We start from the raw sequence: 22,132 nt of genomic DNA on the forward strand, positions 1-22,132 counted from the left end.
CAAAACATGGAAAGTGATTTTAATAAACACGCAGCTGAAGTAAAGACTTATTTTACATTAAATGGACAACATACCGTAAAGATTGATGGTAATACCGCTATAGGCGTTTCTTTTTCACAACTAAAAATGGTTAGAGAAAATGACGGAAAGGATATTCTATCCGATTATAGTGTTAAATATGAAGATATCTATATTTTCCAAAATGACAAATGGCTGATAAAAGAGCGAACAGGTCATTTCTTAATTATTGAAACAAAAATTCTAAACAACTAGGTATAAAAAAGCCTGAGAATATATAATTCTCAGGCTTTTAAAATTTTTAGTGACCCCGGAGGGGTTCGAACCCCCAACCCTCAGAGCCGAAATCTGATATTCTATCCAGTTGAACTACGAGGTCAATATTTTAAAATTTCAATTTTTTAAATTCCAAATTCCAATTTAGTGTCGGAATTTGGAATTTTTTATTGAGTTTCCAATTTGGAATTTGGATTTTGTTTTATTGGTATTTAAGAAAGTAATTTCTTTACAATAGTAGAAATGGTTTTTCCTTCAGCAGTTCCACCCAATTGAGCAGATGCTAATCCCATTACTTTACCCATTGAAGCAATTCCTGAAGCACCTGTTTCAGCAATGATTTTTGCGATTACAGCTTCTACTTCTTCTTCACTTAATTGAGCTGGTAAAAACTTCTCGATTACTGCAACCTGAGCTAATTCAGGTTCAGCTAAATCTGGACGGTTTTGCTCTGTAAAGATTCTTGCGCTTTCTTTACGAGTTTTAACTAATCTTTGAAGTAATTTAATTTCTTCGTCCTCAGACAAATCTTCTTTAGATCCAGAAGCAGTTGAAGCTAACAACAATTCTGATTTAACAGCTCGTAATGCTTCTAAAGCTACAGTATCTTTTGCTTTCATGGCCGTTTTGATTTCGTCCATGATTTGTGTTTGTAAACTCATGTTTATGTTTTATTTAAAATAAGCCAATGCCTATTAATTGATTTATTCATTCGGAATTTGTTCTTGACTTCGCCCGAATTAACAATAAGATTCACTTTAAAAACCTATTTAGGAAGTCAAATTTTGAAATTCTGTGCGAAGATAAAAAAAATAACCCGAAAATTAAATCCAATTTTCGGGTTACCAAATATTATGATTCTAAAATTAATCTACATTATCGTGCAAAAATGAATTATTAGAACGTAATTGCAAATCATTATTACTGTCTGTTCCAACAGAGATTCTTGAATTTGTATTATTAGATTGTGAATTAGATAAATCAATTCCTAATCTTTTGTAAGCTGGTTCTTTTTCCAACTCATCAATTCTTGAAACATTGTTATGGAACTTATAGTTAAATTCTTTTAGTTTCTTTCTTCTTTCTTCAGCTCTTAAACGAAGCGTTTCTTCAATTGTCAATTCTAATGGAGAAACTTCCGAAGTTGTAGAGAAATCAGGTTGGCTTGAGAAGTCAACTCTTGGTTTCAAAGTAATGTTTAATTCTTCAGGAATAACATCTTCAACTACTTTTTCAACTGGTTTCGAAGCCATTAAATCATTTTCAACTTCCATATATTCTTCAAGAGAATATTTGATAATTCCGTTATCTGAAACTTCTGTAACTGGCACAAATTGTACTGGATCTTTTACTTTAATTTCACGGGTTTCATTTGACAATTCAAACAAAATTTTATTATCCTCAACAACAGGCTCTCTTCTAACCGGCTCTTGTTTAAACAAAGGAAGATCAAAAGAAAAAGTAGTTTGTTCTTCTCTTTCAAATGTTCTTTGTTGTTGTACCGATTGTTGTTGTTGTTGTTGTTGTTGTTGATATACTTGTTGCTGTTGCACTGGCTGCTGTTGTATTTGTTGTACAGCTGGTGTTTCTGGTGCAGAAATTGTAAAATCAATATCTGTAATTGGCGAAACAATTTCGAAAGTTACATCCAAATTTTTGATAAACTCAGACATCACAACCAATTCTTCCTGGTTTATAGCTGGAGCAACAGCCTGAACCGGAGTTGGAGTAAATGTTTCGTCGTCATCAATTAAATCAAAAACAACTTTATCTTCAACTTTTGCTGTCGGTGTATCAACAGTTAAGTCAAAAGAAGTAAGTGGTTTGTTTGTTAAATTATGAACACTTCTTTGTTCATCTTCCAACGTATGAATGATTTTCTTTGGTTCTGTATTTACAATTTCGTTTTGTTGTTCTACATCAAAACCTGTTGCAATAATAGTTACAGCAATAGCTTCACCAAGAGTTTCGTCTTCACCAACTCCCATGATAATATTAGCATTGTAACCTGCCTCAGCCTGAATGTGATCGTTGATTTCTCCGATTTCATCAAGAGTAATCTCGTTAGTTCCAGAAACGATAAGCAACAATACGTTTTTGGCACCTGTAATTTTATTATCGTTTAACAACGGAGAATCTAAAGCTGAGATAATTGCATCTTTTGCTCTGTTTTCACCTGCTGCCACAGAAGATCCCATGATCGCAGTTCCACTGTTTGACAAAACAGTTTTTGCGTCACGTAAATCGATATTTTGGGTATAGTGGTGCGTAATTACTTCAGCAATACCTCTAGAAGCAGTTGCTAAAACTTCATCCGCTTTAGAAAACCCAGCTTTAAAACCTAGATTTCCGTATACTTCTCTTAATTTATTATTATTGATTACAATTAAAGAATCAACTTGCTTACGCAGTTTCTCAATTCCAATAATTGCCTGCTCCTGACGTACTTTCCCTTCAAACTGAAACGGAATCGTCACGATACCAACTGTTAATATTTCTCTTTCTTTTGCTAATTGAGCAATTACTGGTGCAGCACCTGTTCCAGTACCACCACCCATACCAGCAGTAATAAATACCATCTTAGTATTTCTATCTAACATTTTTTCGATATCAGAAATACTTTCGATTGCAGACTGTTGTCCTACATCTGGGTTTGCTCCTGCTCCTAATCCTTCAGTTAAATTAACTCCTAACTGGATTTTATTGGGTACTGAACTATTTTGAAGCGCTTGTGAATCGGTATTACAAACGATAAAATCTACGCCTTTAATACCTTGTTTAAACATGTGGTTAATTGCGTTACTTCCGCCTCCACCTACACCTATGACTTTGATTACATTTGATTGATTTTTTGGTAAATCAAATGAAATACTTCCAAATTCTGAGTTGCTCATCATCTTTTTGGTTTTTTGAAATTCTTATTAAGTACATTTTTTACTTCTTGACTTGGGGCAAGAAAGTAATCCTTTTCTTTTATTCTAATTATTCTGCGTTGTCTAAAAATTCTTTGATTTTGTCGACATATCGATCAAAAAATGATCTTCTTATTTTGGTTTCAGTAGATTCATCTCTAGAAGCTCTTTGAGATACTGGCTCTCTGGTTTCTTCTATAGTTTCTACTTTTTCAACGTAGTTTTCTTCAACTTCGTATCGCTGTACTGGCGGAGGAACATTTTTATAAACAACTTTTGGTTGTTCATTTACCAATTCCAATCTAACAGCACTTTGCGAACTGTTTTCGATACTGTTCATTACCAATCCAACTGCTGTTGCAAATAATGGACTAGAAATTTCTTCTCCCGAGTTTCCAGCCAAATGCTCGTTTGGATATCCAATTCTAGTGTCCATTCCTGTAATGTATTCTACCAATTGTTTGATGTGCTTTAATTGCGCACCACCACCAGTTAATACAATTCCAGCAATCAATTTTTTGCGAGGATCTTCGTGTCCGTAAGCTTTAATTTCTGCAAAAACCTGCTCAACAATTTCCACAACTCTTGCATGGATAATTTTAGATAAATTTTTAAGCGAAATCTCTTTTGGCTCTCTTCCTCTTAAACCTGGAATCGAAACAATCTCGTTGTCTTTATTTTCACCTGGCCAAGCAGATCCGAATTTAATTTTTAGAAGTTCAGCTTGCTTTTCAATAATTGAACATCCTTCTTTGATATCATCTGTAATTACATTTCCTCCGAAAGGAATTACAGCTGTATGACGAATGATACCATCTTTGAAAATAGCTAAATCTGTTGTTCCACCACCGATATCGATAAGTGCAACACCAGCTTCTTTTTCTTCCTGACTTAAAACAGCATCTGCCGAAGCTAATGGCTCTAATGTCAATCCAGACAATTCAATTCCTGAACTCTGAATACATCTTCCAACATTTCTGATTGAAGAAGCCTGCCCCACTACAACGTGAAAACTAGATTCTAATCTTCCGCCATACATTCCGATTGGCTCTTTAATTTCAGACTGTCCGTCGATTTTAAATTCCTGAGGTAAAACGTGGATAATTTCTTCTCCTGGTAACATCGCCAGTTTATTTACCTGATCAATTAACAGTTGAATATCATTTTCACCAATTACTTCTTCAGGATTATTTCTGCTGATGTAATCTGTATGTTGAATACTTCTGATGTGTTGTCCGGCAATACCCACAACCACATCTTTGATTTTGTATCCTGAATTATTTTCCGCTTCGATTATCGCTTGCTGAATCGATTGAATCGTTTGCGTAATGTTGTTTACTACTCCTCTGGCAACACCCAAACTTTTGGATTTACCAATGCCCAAAATCTCCAACTTACCATACTCATTTTTCTTGCCAATCATGGCAACGATTTTGGTTGTTCCAATATCTAGACCTACTGCAATATTATCTTTTTCCATTTTCTATTATTTAGTGCAAACTACTTGTTCCGTAAACCTAAGGTCAATTTTTTTGTATTTGTATAACGTACTATCTAAAACTGCTTTCTGAAAAAACGCTTTATAGTTTCTAAATTTCTTATCAACATTCATCGTTCTTCCGAAATCTATGAAGTAATCATAGTTACGATTAAACATTTTTAAGCTTCCATTCGGCATAATTTCGATTGCAATGATGTTTTTTTTCAAAAACGCATCGTCGTAAATTGTGCGAAATAAAGCTGCTAAATCTTCGTTATTTTTTTCATTAATTGCCCCTGAAACAAGAGGAACTCGTGCAGTGAAATTGTCTGACAAGGGCATTTTATTTCCCTCATAGTCAATATAAAAAGAAGCGCCGCCGTCATAAACTCTTGCTATGGGCGTCTTCTGTTTTACTACTGCTTTTAGAACTCCATCGATACTTACAAAAACGTTTGACTTCTCAATCATCTCTTGTGTATCGAGGGTTTTCTCTATCTTATTCAAATCTACTTCATCTTTTCTAATACTGGAAGCGTCTCTTTTATTTTCTATCAACAATTTATTAACCGTTTCTGGCTTAACAAAAAGCGTATTTTCTCCTACAAAAACAACCATCGATTTTTTCAATTTTCGATCACCATTTCGATGTTGTGCGAAAGAATACAAAAACAAAACCAGTCCGAAAATAAGTACTAATCTTACGTTTGCCCAATTAAATACTTTCATTTAAAACCTTTTTAATTGACGGAACCATCTCTCCCAGATCACCAGCTCCAATTGTTACAATAATAGGTGCATCACTGGCTTTGATTTCACCTAATAAATCTTCTTTTGCAACAATTTTTTTGTTCGTATTTGTCATTTTACCCAAAAGCCACTCAGAAGTCACTCCTTCCATCGGAAGCTCTCTTGCAGGGTAAATATCCATCAAAAACACTTCATCAAATTGTGATAAGCTTTCTGCAAATCCGTCAACGAAATCTCTTGTTCTACTGAATAAATGCGGTTGGAAAATAGCCAAAACTTCACGTCCTGGATATAACTCCCTAACTGCCTGATGAACAGCATTAATTTCTGTTGGATGATGTGCATAATCATCAATATATACTAAATTTTCAGTCTTAATCTGATATGAAAAACGTCTTCTAATTCCGTTGAATGAAGCAATGGCTTTTGCAATAGAATCGGTCGGGGTGCCGAAAGTCTTAGCCATTGCAATAGCCATCAATCCATTCATCAAATTGTGTCTTCCAGGCAATCCAAAACGCAAATCCTTCATAATTTCTGATGGCGTTTGCACATCAAAAACATAAGCCCCATCTTCAATGCGAACATTAAAAGCCTTGAATACAGCATCTTCATTTACAGCACATTGAATTCCCTCTAGAGGCAATTCTTTTGTAATGAAGAGATTATTTTTATCTTCAACTTTAGAAGCAAATTCTCTAAAAGAAGCCTGAATCGCACCACTTGTTCCATAAATATCCAAGTGATCGGCATCCATAGAAGTTACACAGGCGATATCTGGACGTAAATGCAAAAACGATCTATCAAATTCGTCCGCTTCTACAACCGTTACTGTTTTACCGCTTCCAATTAAATTTGAATTATAATTTTCAACAATTCCACCAATAAAAGCCGTTACATCTGCACCGCTTTGAAACAAAATATGTCCCAAAATACTAGACGTTGTTGTTTTGCCATGCGTTCCTGCAACTGCAAAACAGAAAGTATCTTTACTAATAATCCCAAGAACTTCAGCACGCTTTTTAACCTCGTAATGTCTTTCTATAAAATAATTCCATTCTGAATGTGTTTTTGGAACCGCTGGCGTATAAATAACCAACGTGTTCTCTACATAATAATCTTTTGGAATTAAGTTTATGTCATCTTCAAAATGAATATCAATCCCACTTTCAATCAATTCATTAGTTAGCATTGAAGGCGTTTTGTCGTAACCTGAAACTTGTTTTCCAATAAACTTGAAATAACGAGCCAGAGCACTCATTCCGATTCCTCCGATACCAATAAAATAAACGTTTTGTATTTGATTTAAATTCATTTTAAAATTTGTTTTTTTAGACTTACATACAACCTTACAACGATGTAATATTCTAGCAATTAAACCCTTGCGATTCTATCGTTTATTTTAGCCTAAATTGCCTAAAATAACGTTCAACCTGATATTTTCTGTTGTATAATTTTCGTTTAAAATTATATTATAACAACTTTTTTATTTCTTCTACTATCTGCTTTGTTGCATCTGGCCTTGCCAGTTTTTTAATATTGCTACTCAGTTGTTTCTGTTTTCCATCATCTTTTAGCAATGCTTCAAAAACGATACTAAATTGCTCATTAAGCTCCGATTCTTTCAACAAAATTGCGCCTTTAGCATCAACAATTGCCTGAGCATTTTTTGTTTGATGATCTTCGGCTACATTCGGAGACGGAATAAAAATTACTGGTTTGCCAACAATACATAATTCCGATACTGACGAAGCTCCTGCACGTGAAATAATTATATCAGACGCCGAATACACAAAATCCATTCTTTCAATAAAATCAACCACTTTTACATTTGGTTGATTGTATTTTTTATATTCTTCAAAATATAATTTCCCACATTGCCAGATTACCTGAACCTCTTGAGAAAGAAAATTTTGTAATTCTTTTTCAATTAACTGATTGATTCTTCTCGCTCCTAAACTTCCTCCAAGAACCAACAGCGTTTTCTTATTCGGATCTAAATTGTAAAAAGCAATTGCTTCGTCACGTTTACTTTCAATATCAATTAAATCCTGACGTACTGGATTTCCAGTTAAAACGATTTTCTCTTTTGGAAAAAAGCGTTCCAAATTTTGATACGCCACACAAATTGCATTTGCCTTCTTACTCAACAATTTGTTTGTAATTCCCGGAAAAGAATTCTGCTCTTGCACCACAGTCGGAATTCCTGCAGCTCCTGCCGCTTGCAATAAAGGTCCGCTGGCAAAACCACCTGTTCCGATTACTACATTTGGTTTAAATTTTTTAATAATTCTTTTCGATTCCAATAAACTACTTGCCAGTTTTAGCGGAAACATCAGGTTTTGTAAGGTCAATTTTCGTTGTAAACCAGCAATCCAAAGACCTTTTATTTCATAACCCGCCTGAGGTACTTTCTGCATTTCCATTTTATCTTTGGCACCTACAAAAAGAAATTCAGCATCAGGAAATTGTAATTTTAATTCATTTGCAATCGCAATCGCAGGATAGATATGTCCTCCTGTTCCTCCTCCGCTAAGTATGAATTTATGCTTTGTCATCTTTTTAAAAATTACAACTTTATATTTTATTTGTTTAAAACCGCATTCATCGGATTTCTTGAATTGTCTTCTATCGAATAAGCTGGCTCTTCATCATATATTTCTTGAGGAATTACATCATCTTCTGCTAATTCTTTATCTATCAATCGCTGTAAAGCCTCTTTTCGTTTTTCTTTTTCGAGTTTCTCTTCAGCGATTTCTTCTTCTTTTTTCGTTACACTAATAATAATTCCAAGTCCTAAACAAGTCATCCAGATCGAACTGCCCCCGCTACTTATTAACGGCAATGTTTGTCCTGTTACTGGCAGTAATTCAACCGCAACAGCCATATTAATCATGGCTTGAAATATCATCGGAAATCCGACACCTACAACAACTAATTTTCCAAATAAAGTTGGTGCTTTATGTGATGCAATTACAAATCGGAACAAAAGCAATAAATACAGAATTACAATTGAAACCCCTCCAACCAAACCATATTCTTCTACAATAATGGCATAAATAAAATCGGAAGAAGATTGTGGCAAAAAGTTTTTCTGAACACTTTTTCCTGGACCTAATCCTCCAAGTTTTCCAGAGGCAATTGCAATTTTTGCTTTTTCTATCTGATAATCATCTTCGTCTGGTTTGTCTGTGGTAAAATTTGTAATACGACTTTCCCAAGTTGAAACCCTACTAAAAAATCTTGAATCCGGAAAAGCTTTAGCTACCAAAAGAAAAAATGCCAACATCGCAATTCCTGAACCAATAATAAATCCGATATATTTTAAAGGATATTTTCCAATGAACGTAAGCATTAAAACCATTGCAAAAATCAACGCTGTAGTTGAAAAGTTGGCTGGCAAAATCAATATCAAAGTGATAAATACCGGAATCCAAAGTTGAATTAATGAAGTCTGAAAAGGTTCATTTTCTTCTTTGGTTTTAGATAAATATCGCGCTACATAAATGAACAAAACAATTGCCGCAAGGGTTGATGTCTGAAACGTAATTCCAATAAAAGGAACTTGAATCCAACGACTCGCATTTGCTCCTGCAATTACAGTTCCTTTCAACAAAGTATAAAGCAACAAAAACCAAACAATCGGCAATGCAATTTTTGAAATCGCTCTAAAATAATGATAAGGCACTCTATGAACCCAGTAAATAATCAAGAAACCGATACAAATATGAGCCAAGTGTTTTAACAAATATCCCAAAGTATTTCCTGTTCCATGACCGATATAAGCCAAATTACTACTTGCACTAAAAACAGGCATAAACGAAAACAATGCCAATAAAGCCACGAATGACCATATTACCCTATCTCCCTTTAGTTTGTTTACTAGCTCTTTCATTTCAATTTTAGATTTCTGATTTTAGATTTTAGATTATTTAAAATCTTTGTCTTTATTATTTATTCTATTGTTTACTCTTTAATCTCAATTTTAGATTTTAGATTGATTAAAAAAATCTTCAATTTTTATTTTTTTATTTATTAATTCTATTATTTACTGTTTTTAGACTGCTTACAAAAATTGCTGTTAATTCGTTAGCTTCTTTTAAAGCTATTTCTAACTCTTCTTTTGCAAGCCACATTTTTTCTTTTATAATTTCTATCCAAAATAAAGTTTCATCAGCTTCTTCTAAAACTATATTCATTTTGGCAATAAACTCTTTATCGCTTCGAGCTCTACAAACTGCTCGATAATTCGCGCCGACAGATGTTCCACTTCTTACTATTTGACTTGTAATTGATCTAATTACATTCGTATTTGGAAGCTTTTCAGCTAAATCAATTATCATCAAAGAAAACTTCTTTGTTCTCATCTTCATTTCATTCGTCGTCATACTCAAAAGAACTTATTTGAGTTCACAGATTGAAAACAATCTAAAATCTGAACTCTAAAATCTAAAAATTATAAATTGTGTACCGCTTGCTTAAATTGTTTTCCTCTGTCTTCGTAGTTCTCAAATAAATCAAAACTTGCACAAGCTGGAGACAATAAAACAGTATCACCTTTTTCTGTTAATCTTTGAGCAGTTTTCACTGCATCATTCATATTATTTACTTCAACCATAATATCAACAACGTTTCCAAAAGCATCGATAATTTTACGATTATCGATTCCAAGGCAGATAATTGCTTTTACTTTTTCACGCACCAATGACATCAATTCGTTGTAATCATTTCCTTTATCAACACCTCCTACAATCCAAACTGTTGGCGCATTCATACTGTCTAAGGCAAAGAAAGTAGCATTTACGTTAGTTGCTTTTGAATCGTTGATATATTGAACGTTTTGTATTTTTAATACTTTTTCTAAACGGTGTTCAACACCTTGGAAATTAGATAGACTTTCACGAATTGTTGCATTTCTAATTTGCATCAATTTAGCTACAGAGCTTGCTGCCATTGCGTTTTTCATATTATGTTTTCCTTCTAACGCAATGTGTTCTGTATCCATTGTAAACTCTTCTTGGTTGATCTTAATTTCCATTTTGTTGTTATTTATAGAAGCCCCTTCATCGAATGTTTTGGTCAATGAAAAAGGAATTAATTTTGCTTTTGTTTTATTATTTTTTAACCATTCTGTACTTGCTTCATCATCTGCATCATAAATGAGATAATCGTTTTCGGTTTGGTTCATTGTTATTCGAAACTTCGAATTGATATAATTTTCATATTTATATTCATATCGATCTAAATGATCCGGACTAATATTGGTTATTATCGCAATATCTGGTCTGTAATTTATAATTCCGTCTAACTGAAAACTGCTTAATTCAAGAACGTAGGCATCATATTTATTTTCTGCTACCTGCCAGGCAAAGCTTTTTCCGATATTTCCTCCCAATCCCACATTTAATCCTGCATATTTCAGCAAATGATGTGTTAGCATTGTGGTGGTCGTTTTACCATTACTTCCTGTAATTCCGATTGTCATTGCTTCTGTGTAAGGAATCGCAAATTCAATTTCCGAAATCACCTTAATACCTGCCGCAATAAGTTCTTTTACTATCGGAGATTTGTCTGGAATTCCTGGACTTTTCATCACCACATCAGCATTTAGAATTAAATCTTCAGTATGCTGCTCTTCTTCCCAAGCTATTTTATTAATGATAAGAACTTCTTTGTAACTCTCTTTTATCTTTCCGAAATCAGATACGAAAACTTCGTATCCTTGTTTCTTTCCGAGGATCGCGGTTCCTACTCCGCTTTCTCCTCCTCCTAAAACTACTAGCCTCATACTTTATAAATTAAAAATTCAGAATTAAAAATTAAAAATCATCCATGACTTCAATTGAATTCCTATTTTCCTTTTAAGGTTAATATTATTTTTGCTAATATTCTACATATTGCATCCGCTTCACTAAAAATGCTGTCGAATTCACTTATAGAAATATAATCTGTTGCTTTTAACAACTTCAACCAATAAATAGTTTCTCTTGCTTCTTTATATGAAATTTCAAGCTTAAACAAAAACTCTTTATCAGAACGCCCACCAATCGATTCTTCAATATTTGCTCCCTATTGAAGTTCCCGATCTTAAGACTTGCTTACTCAAAACAAACTCTTTTTATTTTCGGTTAAATACTTGTACAGATTGACAATTCTAACCGCAAACTCAAATGATTTTTCTTGAATAATATTTTCTTTCATTTTAATAAGAACGTGTAATCTTTAATTTTTAATTCTCAATTTTTAATTGAGCTTATCTTAATTTTAAAGTAATGATTGATAATATGGCTAACATCACAGCAACGATCCAGAAACGAGTTACAATTTTGCTTTCATGATATCCTTTTTTCTGGTAATGGTGATGAAGTGGCGCCATCAAAAAGATTCTTCTTCCTTCACCAAAACGTTTCTTCGTATATTTAAAATAAAATACCTGTATAACTACTGAAGCACTTTCTGCCAAGAAAATTCCACAGAACAAAACGATTAATATTTCTTTACGAACTGCAATTGCCAATACTGCGATAATTCCTCCGATGGTCAAACTTCCTGTATCCCCCATAAAAACAGATGCTGGATAAGAATTGTACCAAAGAAATCCGATTAATGCTCCAACAAAGGCCGAGATAAAGACCGTCATTTCTCCCGAATTGGGGATATACATGATATTCAGATAATTCGAAAAAATGATGTTTCCTGAAACGAATGTAAATATCCCGAGAGCGAGGACGGATATAGCCGATGTTCCCGCAGCGAGTCCATCGATTCCGTCAGTTAAATTTGCTCCGTTTGAAACTGCTGTTATAATGAAAATCACGACCGGAATAAATACTAACCAAGCCCATTTTTCATATCCTTCTCCCATAAAAGACAATACTTCAGCATAATCAAATTCGTTATTTTTAATGAACGGAATTGTAGTTGCCGTAGATTTTTCTTCAATTGGCGCAGGAAGCACAACTGTCGTATTAGCTCCTGTTCTAAAAACATCTGTACGACCTGTATCTGTTCTTACTGTAACAGCAGGATTAAAATAAAGAACTGCTCCAACGATAATCCCTAGACCAACTTGTCCAATAACTTTAAAAATACCTTTTAAACCTTGTTTATCTTTTTTGAATATTTTGATATAATCGTCAACAAAACCAATTGTCCCCATCCACAAAGTAGTCACAATAAGCAATACTATGTAAATGTTATGCAGTCTGGCAAATAATAAAACTGGAACTAGTGTGGCAAAAATGATAATTAACCCACCCATTGTTGGAGTACCCGCTTTTTCATTTTGACCTGCAAGACCAAGTTCACGCACTGTTTCTCCTACTTGCTGACGACGTAAAAAGTTAATGACTCTTTTACCATAAATAGTCGATAAAAGCAACGAAAGCATAAATGCCAAAGCCGATCTAAATGTGATGTACTGGAAAACTCCCGTTCCAGGAAGGTCCAATGTTTTATCAAAATATTCGAATAAATAGTACAGCATATTTCTTTATTTTTTTAAATCCCAATTTTGAAATTCCAAATTCCAATTCTGGTGGTATTTGAACTTATTTTTTTTCTTATTTATTTAATTGACCTAAAATCTCTTTTATCGTCTCCATATCATCAAAATGATGACGGACACCATTTATTTCCTGATAAGTTTCATGTCCTTTTCCTGCAATCAGGATAATATCTTTTGCCTCTGCCAATTGACAAGCCGTTTTAATTGCTTGTTTTCGATCTGTAATTCGAAGCATTTTTTTATAATTCTGAGCCTCAACTCCTTGTTCCATTTCATCCAAAATAACTTCAGGATCCTCATTTCTTGGATTATCAGAAGTCAGCACGGCTTTATCACTTAAATCTGAAGCGATTTTTGCCATAATTGGACGTTTCGTCTTATCACGATTTCCTCCACAACCGACTACAGTAATTAACTGCTCATTTTTGGTACGAATGTCATTTATAGTTTTCAAAACATTCTCCAATGCATCTGGCGTATGCGCATAATCTACAACAGCCGTAATTCCTCCGTCTGATACGATATACTGAAAACGACCCGAAACACTCTCTAAATCAGACAATAAACGCAACGCTTCAAGACTATCAATCCCTAGCTCTACAGCGGTACCATAAATCGCTAAAACATTGTAAGCGTTGAAAGTACCAATTAGTTTTACCCAAACTTCATTGTCATTAATTTTCAATAATAATCCAGACAATTGGCTTTCTAAAATCTGTGCTCTATAATCTGCATAAGATTTTAAAGCGTAAGTCAGCTTTTTAGCAACTGTATTCTGCAACATTACCGAACCATTTTTATCATCAATGTTCGATAAAACAAAAGCCGATTTTGGCAATGAATCAAAAAATGACTTTTTCACATCTCTATACTCAGCAAATGTTGGATGATAATCTAAATGATCGTGTGAAAGATTCGTAAAAATTCCTCCCACAAAATGCAAAGCTTCTGTACGTTTTTGATGAATTCCGTGTGAACTTACCTCCATAAAACAATGCGTTACTCCAGCTTCAATCATCTCATTTAAATAATGATTGATAGTTAAAGAATCTGGCGTTGTATGCGTTGCCGGATATTCTGTTTTATCTACTACAATTTTTACAGTTGACAACAAACCAACTTTAAAACCTGCTTTTTGAAACAACTGAAATAACAATGATGCAATTGTAGTTTTACCGTTCGTACCTGTTACTCCAACTAATTTTAGTTTTGCAGAAGGATCTTCAAAATAATTAGCCGCCATAAAAGCCAAAGCCGTATTGGTATCTTTTACCTGAACATAAGTTACTCCATCAACTGTATTTTCAGGAAGTGCATCGCAAATAATTGCTTTTGCACCTAACTGAATTGCTTTTTCAATGTAATCATGTCCATCTGAAAGTGAACCGCGAATTGCTACGAAAACATCATTTGCCTCTACTTTACGTGAATCAAATTCAATTTTCTGAATAGCAGTTTCTGTCGAACCTTTTACAGATTCAATAGCTACTTTATATAATATGTCTTTTAATACTTTCACGATAATTCTAATACAATTGTTGTGTTTTTGCTAATGCTGGTTCCAGCCTGAATCGATTGATTTTTTACTTTCCCCATTCCATTTACTTTTACTTTCAAACCTAAATTCTCCAGTAAAGCAATCGCGTCCATTCCAGGCATTCCTTTTAAATTCGGAATCTGATTTATTTTTTTATTTGCCTCTACAGTATATTTATCATAACTAGTATCTTGCTTAGGAACTCTAGAATCCAGTTGTTTTATCTTATTTGTCGAAGGCGCATCTGTAAAAATCTTTTGTGCGATTCTTTTAAACACCGGTCCTGCAACGTCAGCTCCGTAATAATTATTTTTAGATGTATTGGGCTTATGAACTACTACAATACAAGAATATTTTGGATGATCAGCTGGAAAATATCCTGCGAAAGAAGAAGCATAATACATTCCTTCTCTTCCTGCTTTACCATAATTCACCATAGCTGTTCCTGTTTTTCCTGCCATCGAAAAATCTTTTGAATACAACTTAGAACCTGTTCCTTTTTTTACCACATTTTCTAAAACTGCTTTAACCTTTTTAAGCGTTTCTGGCGAACAAACTTTTGGATTTATAACTTCTGTATCAAACTTTTTAATCGTTTTATTCCATTCTTTAATTTCAGAAACAAACTGTGGTTTCACCATCACACCATTATTCGCAACTGCATTATACAACGTAAGAGTCTGCATTGGAGTAACTGAAACTGAATATCCAAAAGCCATCCATGGAAGCGAAATCCCTGACCAGCTTTTATCTCCAGGATGCGGAATAATCGGTCTTCCTTCTCCTTTAAAATGCAATCCTAAAGTTTTGTCTAAACCAAGTCTTCTGATATGATTTACAAACTTTGATGGATTACTTTTATAATTATCATAAACCGCCTGAACCATTACTGTGTTTGACGAAAGCTCAAATCCACGTGCTAATGAAATTTTCCCATAACCACCATGATGCGAATCACGAACAGAACGTCCGTAATATTTAACCACACCATTATGGCTATCATAAACCGTACTTGTATCTGCGACTTTATCTTCTAAAATTGCCAACAAATCAACCAGTTTAAAAGTTGACCCCGGTTCGTGAGATTCTGCAATTGCGTAATTTGTTGTTTCAAAATACGATCCGTCTTCTGCTCTTCCTAAATTTGAAATCGCTTTTACGTGACCCGTTTCTGTTTCCATTACTACTACACAACCATGATCTGCTTCGTAATCTTCTAATTGTTTCAACAAAGCATGATGCGCAATATCTTGAATAAAAACATCGATAGTCGAAATCACATCATAACCGTCAACTGGATCTACTTCGTTAACATCACGAATAGGTTTCCACTGCCCTTTTGCAATTTTTTGCTTTAAAATTTTACCGTCTTTTCCGTTCAGGTAATTTTTAAAAGCCCATTCAATTCCTTTTCCAACTTCTACTCCAGTTGCGGGATCAATTTTATCGTAACCAATAGTTCTTTCAGCAATTTTACCAATTGGGTGTTTTCTAACCGTTTCTTGTTCAACTATAATTCCACCTTTAAAAGCACCTAACTTGAATAATGGAAAGTTTTTAATTTTCACATATTCTGTATAACTCAACTTGCGAGCGATCAAATAATAACGATTTTTATTCTCGCGTGCTTTCCTTAATTCTTTTTCGTAATAACCTGCTGGCCTATCCAAAACAGTTGCTAGAGAATCCGAAAGCTGCTTAACATACTTTTCAAACGTTTCTGTTTTCGGCGCTTTTGCATCAAAACGAATTTCATAATTTGGAATTGAAGTCGCCAATAAACTTCCGTCAGCAGAATATATATTTCCTTTGTTTGCAGGAATTACGAAGTTTCTCACAGTACGCTGTTTTGCCAGTTTTCTGTAATAATCTCCATCAACCCATTGAATATTGGTCAATTTAACGACAATAGCAATTGCCATCACAAAGATGAAAACTGCTACGAGGTAAATTCTGTAGGATATATGTTTATCTTCTACTGCCATATTCTTTTAAAGAAACTTTTTTCTTCTTCTTTTTTAACTTCTATTTTTACTGGAGGAACTGTCGACGGAAAAATTTGTTTTTCTAACATTTTATCCGAAATAGTTGACTCCATTTTTAACTTCATCAATTCTGAACGTCGATCTACAAATTCAGATCTTAGCTCTTTTGTTTCATTATTTAATTTGGCGATTTCAAAAACTTTCTGTTCGTATCGCTGTGTATTCGCAATCATCAAAATGGCCAGCAGAATGATAAAGACGATAAATCGCCAGTTTTTTACTGCATCTTCATGAATCAGAAATCTTGCTTTTAATATGCTAAATACACCACCTTTCATCTTTTTTCTACCTTAATATATATTATAGCTTTTCTGCAACTCTTAATTTGGCACTTCTTGCTCTATTATTAATTTTGATTTCTTCATTATCTGGAACAATCAATTTTCCAATTGTTTTGAATGGAACTGAAAAATTTCCGTAAAAATCTCTCTCTGGTTCTCCTTCAAACATTCCGTTTTTAATGAATCTTTTTACCAAACGATCTTCCAAAGAATGGTACGAGATTACCGAAAATCTTCCTCCTGGTTTCAAAATCTCCAATGACTGCTCAATAAATTCTTTTAAAACATCCATTTCCTGATTTACCTCGATTCGGATTGCCTGATAAATCTGAGCCAAAACTTTATTTCGAACTTTCTCTGGCAAAAACTTTTTCAGAACATCTTTTAATTCTTCAGTCGTTTTGATTGGATACTCTTTTCTCGCCTCGACAATTGTTCTTGCTAAAACCGGCGCATTCTTCAACTCCCCATAATCAAAAAAAACACGACGTAAATCCTGTTCTTCATATTCGTTAACCACCCGATAAGCATTTAAATCATTTTTCTGACTCATCCGCATATCCAACTCGGCATCAAATCTTGTAGAGAAACCTCTTTCTGGAACATCAAATTGGTGTGATGAAACTCCCAAATCGGCCAAGATTCCGTCTACCGCTTTTACTCCGTGAAAACGTAAAAATCTTTTTATGAACCTAAAATTCTCATTTATCAATGTGAACCTATCGTCTGGTAACGCATTGGCAAGCGCATCTTCGTCTTGATCAAATGCAAACAGCCTTCCGTTTGGCCCTAATCTTCTTAAAATCTCTTTTGAATGACCACCGCCTCCAAACGTAACATCTACATACACTCCGTCTGGTTTAATATCTAAACCATCAACTGTTGGATGAAGCAAAACCGGATTATGATATTCCATCTTCGTCGTCATTAATATTTCCCATTACTTCTTCGGCTAAATCTGCAAAATCCATATCTTCGCCGCTTATTGATTTTTCGTATAAATCTTTATCCCAAATCTCCACAATATTAACCGCAGATGAAAAAACAACATCTTTAGAAATACTTGCAAACGTTACCAAATCTTTTGGAACAAGCAATCTCCCTAATGCATCAACCTCAACCACTTTAACACCAGCAGTAAACCTTCTAATGAAATCGTTGTTCTTTTTTACAAAGCGATTAAGCTTGTTGATTTTTTTCATCATCAAATCCCATTCTTCCATAGGATACAATTCTAAACACGGCTGAAAAACAGAGCGCTTCAAAACAAATCCGCTTTGAAGAGAAGCAGTCAGTTGCTTTTTCAAAGGCGCAGGCATCATTAGCCTCCCTTTAGCATCGACTTTACACTCATATGTTCCGACAATTGTGTTCAAAAAAAACTAGTTAACATGTTATACAGCAAAAATATAAAAAAAAATACCACATTTTACCACTTTATACCACTTTGTTAATAAGTTTAACCACTTTACTACCACTTTCCATAATCCGCAATCAATCAATACCTTAACTATAAATTAACAGATTCTTAAATCCGTTATTCATTCAAAAAAATAATGCGCTAATTTTCTTAAAAAATTGATTATAATACACATTTCTTAACATTTGGATATTTTAACAAAAACATGTTTTACATCTGATTTTTAATGATTTACAAATTCTACTCAAATTATCTAGTTAAAAAATCGCGTCAAAAATTCATTTTTGTTTATTTAACCCTATATTTGTCGAAATTGAAATTGGCATTAGATTAGATGGACAAACACTATAAAAAAGAAGGCAAATACAGCTATTTTGAAGCTGGAGAAGGAACTCCGATCGTTATTCTTCATGGTTTAATGGGAGGCCTGAGTAACTTTGATGGTGTAGCACAATATTTCCCAACGAAAGGATATAAAGTTGTTATCCCAGATTTGCCAATATATACTCAAAGTATTTTAAAAACAAACGTAAAAAGTTTTGCGAAATACGTAAAAGACTTTATCACTTTTAAAGGTTTTGACAAAGTAATTCTTCTAGGAAATTCTCTTGGAGGACACATTGCATTGTATCACACAAAACTTTATCCTGAAAAAGTTGCTGGACTTGTAATCACAGGAAGCTCTGGACTTTACGAAAGCGCAATGGGAGACAGCTACCCAAGAAGAGGCGATTACGAATACATCAAAAAGAAAGCTGGAGAAGTTTTTTACGACCCAAAAATTGCTACTCCTGAAATTATTGATGATGTTTATGCTACTGCCAATGATCGCATCAAATTAATCAAAACCTTAACAATTGCTAAAAGTGCAATTCGTCATAATATGGCTAAGGATTTGCCAAAAATGGACGTTGAAACTTGTATCATTTGGGGTAAAAATGATTCTGTAACACCTCCAAATGTAGCAGAAGAATTTAATAAATTACTACCCAATTCAACATTATATTGGATTGATAAATGTGGGCACGCCGCAATGATGGAACATCCAGATGAATTCAATGTAATTCTGGAAAAATGGCTTACCGAAAAGAATTTATAAGCCATAAATTTTATTTTTTAAGGAGGTTTTAAAAAGAAGGAACATGAAAATTAACACCGCCGAATTTATTGTCAGCAATTCTGATGCATCAAAATGTCCTAAGGATTTTTTACCAGAATATGCTTTTATAGGAAGATCAAATGTAGGTAAGTCATCATTAATTAATATGCTTACCAACAACAAAAGCTTGGCTAAAACATCTGGAAGACCAGGAAAAACACAACTAATCAATCACTTTAAAATCAACAACAATTGGTTCTTGGTCGATTTGCCTGGTTATGGTTATGCTAAAGTTTCAAAAAAAACAAAATCAATTTTCCAGCAGTTTATTACTGATTATTTCGAAAACAGAGAACAATTAGTTTGTGCTTTTGTTTTGATTGATATTCGCCATGAAGCTCAAAATATTGACATTGAATTTATGTCGTATATGGGCGAAAGCGAAATTCCGTTTTGTATTATTTTTACCAAAGCTGACAAAATCAGTAAAGTAAAAATAGACTCCCATATTGCTGCTTACAAAAAACAAATGTACGCGAATAACTGGGCCGAAATGCCTCAATATTTTGTCACCTCTTCTACAGAATCAATCGGTAAAGAAGAACTTTTGTCTTATATAGATGAAGTTAATCAAGAGGTTTTTAAAAACAATTCAGAATTTTAGATTTAAATTCCAAAATGCTTATTTAAGAAAAAGACTAAGTCACACAAAAAAATTGCTTTCTTATGACATTAAAAGGCTGGACAAAAGCAATCAAAAGCAAAATTCGTCAGTATATTCGAAAAAAATTATTTAAAAAAGGTTTTGAGTTTAAAAGATTACAACAAAAAGAAAAAATACTAACACTTATTAAAGAACTACATCCTTTAAAAACGCAACACAATCTTATACGAATTGGACCAAATAGAGATGGCGGATACCTTGTTCCAGACGATCTAGAAGGCATAGAAGCCTGTTTTTCACCAGGAGTAGATTGTGTCAGTGAATTTGAACTAGAATGCATCAATAGAGGCATGAAAATTTTTATGGCTGACAAAACCATAGAAAAACCCAATTTATCAATACCTAAAACACAATATAGCTTCATAAAAAAACACATAGGATTATCGAATAATGATGAATATATCACTATGGACTCATGGGTAAATCAAAGCTTAGAAAGTACCAACTCAGAACTATTGCTTCAAATGGATATTGAAGGATTTGAATACTACGCCATTTTAAATATGTCTTATTCTTTAATGAATCGTTTTCGCATAATGGTTTTCGAATTTCACTTCTTAGAAAAACTATGGAACTCCGAAAGTTTTGATTTTTATTCCACAATCTTTAATAAAATCCTAGAAACACATGTTTGCGTACACATCCACCCAAACAATCACAACCCTTATATAACAAGAGACGGAATAGAAATACCCCCTTGTGCTGAATTTACTTTTATCAGAAAAGATAGAGCCATAATAAAAGGCTATCAAAATAAATTTCCAAATAGTTTAGATTTTGACAATACAAACCGAAAACCAATGATTCTTTCAAAAACCTGGTATAGCTGATTACAGGAATCTAAAATCACCGACATCACAAAAAAAATCCCAAATTCCAATTTTAAAGTTGGATTTTGGGATTTTTTTTATTGGGATTTTAGAATTAAGTTCCGAGCATACAATTGGAATTTGGAATTTTTCTATTGAGTTTTTATTTTACAGAAAAATCTTAATCAATTGTTTTTTAATTATATTTGACGCAAACCAAATTTAACCAATGAACAATTTTAAATCAACCTGTTTTACTTTTTGTATTTCCTTTCTATTAGTATTTTCTTCTTGCCAATCCTCGCACTACATGCTTACGACCGGACAACGAACCGGAGTTGATTTTTCTTCTGGAAAATGGCTTCTCAACGAATTGGATTGTCCAAAAAATTCTAAAGACAAATTAACCGAAGAATCTTTAATTTTTTTTAGAAAAAATGTAGGCGATCGAGTATCTTATATCCATGATGTTAATGGATTGCTTATTCCTAGAAAGATTAATTTAAATCCGAACAGTGTAAAACTGAAAGAACTAAAAGACGGAACAGGATTTGACTTCTTTATCAATATTTCTACGAGAAAAAACAAAAGCGACTTATCTACTATTGAACTTTATCAAAACGATTACGGATCAGAAAGAAACGAAGCTTCGGTGATTTTGGAAATATACGATCTGAATTTACAACAGATTATTTATTCTCAAAATGTTGTTGGAATTACGAATAAAGGAAACACAAAATCAATGTGGGAAACGCAAAAATCGGATAAACTTATAGACAACATAACACTTTATAAAAATTCAAACGCATTAATGACAGGTGCATTGAAACGTATTTTCAAAGATTTAAAGAAAAGATCTATCAAGTAAAAATTCCAATAAAAAAAATCCAAATTCCAATTGTAACACTTGGAATTTGGATTTTTTTTATTGGAATTTCTTTTTCATTGCTTTCCTAAAATTCAAAACTTTCCATTCTTTATAAATTAAAAACTGATACAGAATATAAAAAAGAGAATTAAAAAACCAGAAATCAAGGAAAAAAGGTTCTGTAAAAATTACTGAATCTGTATTTCCAGATAGAAAAATTCCTGCACTACTGGTTAGATAAATAACTAATCCGTTACAGAAATATACATAATCAGGTTTGGCATTTTTAAAATTGGATATTATAAAATACAATGCGTAAGACAGTAAAGGAATAGAAGTTATAGCAACTTCTATTACATTAAATTTCCAATAAAGTGAAGGTGTTTTATAATATTGACATCCTAAA

Annotated in this window: 20 protein-coding genes, 1 tRNA gene and 2 pseudogenes; 5 read left to right on the forward strand and 18 right to left on the reverse strand. The window is 33.4% G+C overall.

What is annotated here, in order from left to right:
• A partial coding sequence (locus tag VGE71_RS17150; RefSeq protein WP_331139408.1) for a nuclear transport factor 2 family protein occupies positions 1 to 273 on the forward strand: 273 nt, incomplete at its 5' end.
• A gap of 50 nt (positions 274 to 323) precedes the next feature.
• Here the strand turns inward: VGE71_RS17150 and VGE71_RS17155 are convergent.
• The 17 genes and pseudogenes from VGE71_RS17155 to mraZ form a co-directional block, all read right to left on the reverse strand.
• Positions 324 to 397: transfer RNA gene (locus VGE71_RS17155), tRNA-Arg, on the reverse strand.
• A 109-nt stretch (positions 398 to 506) separates the two neighbouring features.
• Complete coding sequence (locus tag VGE71_RS17160; RefSeq protein ID WP_198854339.1) at positions 507 to 956, reverse strand: GatB/YqeY domain-containing protein; 450 nt, start codon at positions 954 to 956, stop codon at positions 507 to 509.
• 204 nt (positions 957 to 1,160) lie between these two features.
• Positions 1,161 to 3,191, reverse strand: coding sequence for a cell division protein FtsZ (gene ftsZ, locus VGE71_RS17165; protein WP_331139409.1), 2,031 nt, complete (start codon positions 3,189 to 3,191; stop codon positions 1,161 to 1,163).
• An 85-nt stretch (positions 3,192 to 3,276) separates the two neighbouring features.
• On the reverse strand, positions 3,277 to 4,686 hold the full coding sequence (gene ftsA / locus VGE71_RS17170) for a cell division protein FtsA (RefSeq protein WP_331139410.1): 1,410 nt from the start codon (positions 4,684 to 4,686) through the stop codon (positions 3,277 to 3,279).
• Between the two features lie 6 nt (positions 4,687 to 4,692).
• On the reverse strand, positions 4,693 to 5,415 hold the full coding sequence (locus VGE71_RS17175; protein WP_331139411.1) for a cell division protein FtsQ: 723 nt from the start codon (positions 5,413 to 5,415) through the stop codon (positions 4,693 to 4,695).
• The gene (gene murC, locus VGE71_RS17180) at positions 5,402 to 6,751 is read right to left on the reverse strand and encodes a UDP-N-acetylmuramate--L-alanine ligase (protein WP_331139412.1); all 1,350 of its coding nucleotides are present in this window, start codon (positions 6,749 to 6,751) and stop codon (positions 5,402 to 5,404) included. The genes VGE71_RS17175 and murC overlap by 14 nt, the downstream gene beginning before the upstream one ends.
• 157 nt (positions 6,752 to 6,908) lie before the next feature.
• Complete coding sequence (gene murG, locus VGE71_RS17185) at positions 6,909 to 7,994, reverse strand: undecaprenyldiphospho-muramoylpentapeptide beta-N-acetylglucosaminyltransferase (RefSeq protein WP_331139413.1); 1,086 nt, start codon at positions 7,992 to 7,994, stop codon at positions 6,909 to 6,911.
• A gap of 26 nt (positions 7,995 to 8,020) precedes the next feature.
• Entirely contained in the window at positions 8,021 to 9,331 is a 1,311-nt protein-coding gene (locus VGE71_RS17190) for an FtsW/RodA/SpoVE family cell cycle protein (protein WP_144215328.1), read from the reverse strand.
• Between the two features lie 133 nt (positions 9,332 to 9,464).
• Entirely contained in the window at positions 9,465 to 9,824 is a 360-nt protein-coding gene (locus tag VGE71_RS17195; RefSeq protein WP_331139414.1) for a four helix bundle protein, read from the reverse strand.
• Positions 9,825 to 9,892: 68 nt separating this feature from the next.
• Positions 9,893 to 11,224 (reverse strand): UDP-N-acetylmuramoyl-L-alanine--D-glutamate ligase, encoded by a 1,332-nt coding sequence (gene murD / locus VGE71_RS17200; protein WP_331139415.1) that lies wholly within the window; start codon positions 11,222 to 11,224, stop codon positions 9,893 to 9,895.
• Between the two features lie 62 nt (positions 11,225 to 11,286).
• Positions 11,287 to 11,637, reverse strand: a pseudogene (locus VGE71_RS17205) (four helix bundle protein).
• 52 nt (positions 11,638 to 11,689) lie between these two features.
• Complete coding sequence (gene mraY / locus VGE71_RS17210; protein WP_331139416.1) at positions 11,690 to 12,922, reverse strand: phospho-N-acetylmuramoyl-pentapeptide-transferase; 1,233 nt, start codon at positions 12,920 to 12,922, stop codon at positions 11,690 to 11,692.
• Positions 12,923 to 12,998: 76 nt separating this feature from the next.
• Positions 12,999 to 14,462, reverse strand: a complete 1,464-nt coding sequence (locus tag VGE71_RS17215) for a UDP-N-acetylmuramoyl-L-alanyl-D-glutamate--2,6-diaminopimelate ligase (protein WP_331139417.1) — start codon at positions 14,460 to 14,462, stop codon at positions 12,999 to 13,001.
• Entirely contained in the window at positions 14,459 to 16,465 is a 2,007-nt protein-coding gene (locus tag VGE71_RS17220) for a penicillin-binding protein (protein WP_331139418.1), read from the reverse strand. The genes VGE71_RS17215 and VGE71_RS17220 overlap by 4 nt, the downstream gene beginning before the upstream one ends.
• Positions 16,456 to 16,803 (reverse strand): FtsL-like putative cell division protein, encoded by a 348-nt coding sequence (locus VGE71_RS17225; RefSeq protein ID WP_144215333.1) that lies wholly within the window; start codon positions 16,801 to 16,803, stop codon positions 16,456 to 16,458. Before VGE71_RS17225 ends, VGE71_RS17220 begins: the two co-directional genes overlap by 10 nt.
• 22 nt (positions 16,804 to 16,825) lie before the next feature.
• Positions 16,826 to 17,734 carry a 16S rRNA (cytosine(1402)-N(4))-methyltransferase RsmH gene (gene rsmH / locus VGE71_RS17230; RefSeq protein ID WP_331139419.1) on the reverse strand — a complete coding sequence of 303 codons (909 nt, stop codon included), beginning with the start codon at positions 17,732 to 17,734 and terminating at the stop codon, positions 16,826 to 16,828.
• Entirely contained in the window at positions 17,709 to 18,182 is a 474-nt protein-coding gene (gene mraZ / locus VGE71_RS17235) for a division/cell wall cluster transcriptional repressor MraZ (protein WP_294788587.1), read from the reverse strand. The genes rsmH and mraZ overlap by 26 nt, the downstream gene beginning before the upstream one ends.
• Before the next feature lie 378 nt (positions 18,183 to 18,560).
• Between mraZ and VGE71_RS17240 the strand changes: the two genes are divergently transcribed.
• The 4 genes from VGE71_RS17240 to VGE71_RS17255 all read left to right on the forward strand — a co-directional run bounded on the left by VGE71_RS17240 (position 18,561) and on the right by VGE71_RS17255 (position 21,726).
• On the forward strand, positions 18,561 to 19,325 hold the full coding sequence (locus tag VGE71_RS17240) for an alpha/beta fold hydrolase (RefSeq protein WP_144215335.1): 765 nt from the start codon (positions 18,561 to 18,563) through the stop codon (positions 19,323 to 19,325).
• 43 nt (positions 19,326 to 19,368) lie between these two features.
• On the forward strand, positions 19,369 to 19,989 hold the full coding sequence (gene yihA / locus VGE71_RS17245) for a ribosome biogenesis GTP-binding protein YihA/YsxC (protein WP_331139420.1): 621 nt from the start codon (positions 19,369 to 19,371) through the stop codon (positions 19,987 to 19,989).
• Positions 19,990 to 20,051: 62 nt separating this feature from the next.
• Positions 20,052 to 20,879 carry a hypothetical protein gene (locus VGE71_RS17250; protein WP_331139421.1) on the forward strand — a complete coding sequence of 276 codons (828 nt, stop codon included), beginning with the start codon at positions 20,052 to 20,054 and terminating at the stop codon, positions 20,877 to 20,879.
• A 289-nt stretch (positions 20,880 to 21,168) separates the two neighbouring features.
• Positions 21,169 to 21,726, forward strand: coding sequence for a hypothetical protein (locus tag VGE71_RS17255; RefSeq protein WP_331139422.1), 558 nt, complete (start codon positions 21,169 to 21,171; stop codon positions 21,724 to 21,726).
• A 57-nt stretch (positions 21,727 to 21,783) separates the two neighbouring features.
• On the opposite strand, the pseudogene VGE71_RS17260 reads toward VGE71_RS17255, so the two are convergent.
• Positions 21,784 to 22,132: pseudogene (locus VGE71_RS17260) on the reverse strand (hypothetical protein); the annotation flags it as partial.

Origin of the sequence: Flavobacterium sp. (genome assembly GCF_036405015.1) — a bacterium.
Classification (GTDB): domain Bacteria; phylum Bacteroidota; class Bacteroidia; order Flavobacteriales; family Flavobacteriaceae; genus Flavobacterium.

What these genes read in the sequence shown, in the direction of transcription:
- VGE71_RS17160 (WP_198854339.1), bottom strand. Translation starts at nt 956, where the DNA reads ATGAGTTTACAAACACAAATCATGGACGAAATCAAAACGGCCATGAAA.
- ftsZ (WP_331139409.1), bottom strand. Translation starts at nt 3,191, where the DNA reads ATGATGAGCAACTCAGAATTTGGAAGTATTTCATTTGATTTACCAAAA.
- ftsA (WP_331139410.1), bottom strand. Translation starts at nt 4,686, where the DNA reads ATGGAAAAAGATAATATTGCAGTAGGTCTAGATATTGGAACAACCAAA.
- VGE71_RS17175 (WP_331139411.1), bottom strand. Translation starts at nt 5,415, where the DNA reads ATGAAAGTATTTAATTGGGCAAACGTAAGATTAGTACTTATTTTCGGA.
- murC (WP_331139412.1), bottom strand. Translation starts at nt 6,751, where the DNA reads ATGAATTTAAATCAAATACAAAACGTTTATTTTATTGGTATCGGAGGA.
- murG (WP_331139413.1), bottom strand. Translation starts at nt 7,994, where the DNA reads ATGACAAAGCATAAATTCATACTTAGCGGAGGAGGAACAGGAGGACAT.
- VGE71_RS17190 (WP_144215328.1), bottom strand. Translation starts at nt 9,331, where the DNA reads ATGAAAGAGCTAGTAAACAAACTAAAGGGAGATAGGGTAATATGGTCA.
- VGE71_RS17195 (WP_331139414.1), bottom strand. Translation starts at nt 9,824, where the DNA reads ATGACGACGAATGAAATGAAGATGAGAACAAAGAAGTTTTCTTTGATG.
- murD (WP_331139415.1), bottom strand. Translation starts at nt 11,224, where the DNA reads ATGAGGCTAGTAGTTTTAGGAGGAGGAGAAAGCGGAGTAGGAACCGCG.
- mraY (WP_331139416.1), bottom strand. Translation starts at nt 12,922, where the DNA reads ATGCTGTACTATTTATTCGAATATTTTGATAAAACATTGGACCTTCCT.
- VGE71_RS17220 (WP_331139418.1), bottom strand. Translation starts at nt 16,465, where the DNA reads ATGGCAGTAGAAGATAAACATATATCCTACAGAATTTACCTCGTAGCA.
- VGE71_RS17225 (WP_144215333.1), bottom strand. Translation starts at nt 16,803, where the DNA reads ATGAAAGGTGGTGTATTTAGCATATTAAAAGCAAGATTTCTGATTCAT.
- rsmH (WP_331139419.1), bottom strand. Translation starts at nt 17,734, where the DNA reads ATGACGACGAAGATGGAATATCATAATCCGGTTTTGCTTCATCCAACA.
- VGE71_RS17240 (WP_144215335.1), top strand. Translation starts at nt 18,561, where the DNA reads ATGGACAAACACTATAAAAAAGAAGGCAAATACAGCTATTTTGAAGCT.
- yihA (WP_331139420.1), top strand. Translation starts at nt 19,369, where the DNA reads ATGAAAATTAACACCGCCGAATTTATTGTCAGCAATTCTGATGCATCA.
- VGE71_RS17250 (WP_331139421.1), top strand. Translation starts at nt 20,052, where the DNA reads ATGACATTAAAAGGCTGGACAAAAGCAATCAAAAGCAAAATTCGTCAG.
- VGE71_RS17255 (WP_331139422.1), top strand. Translation starts at nt 21,169, where the DNA reads ATGCTTACGACCGGACAACGAACCGGAGTTGATTTTTCTTCTGGAAAA.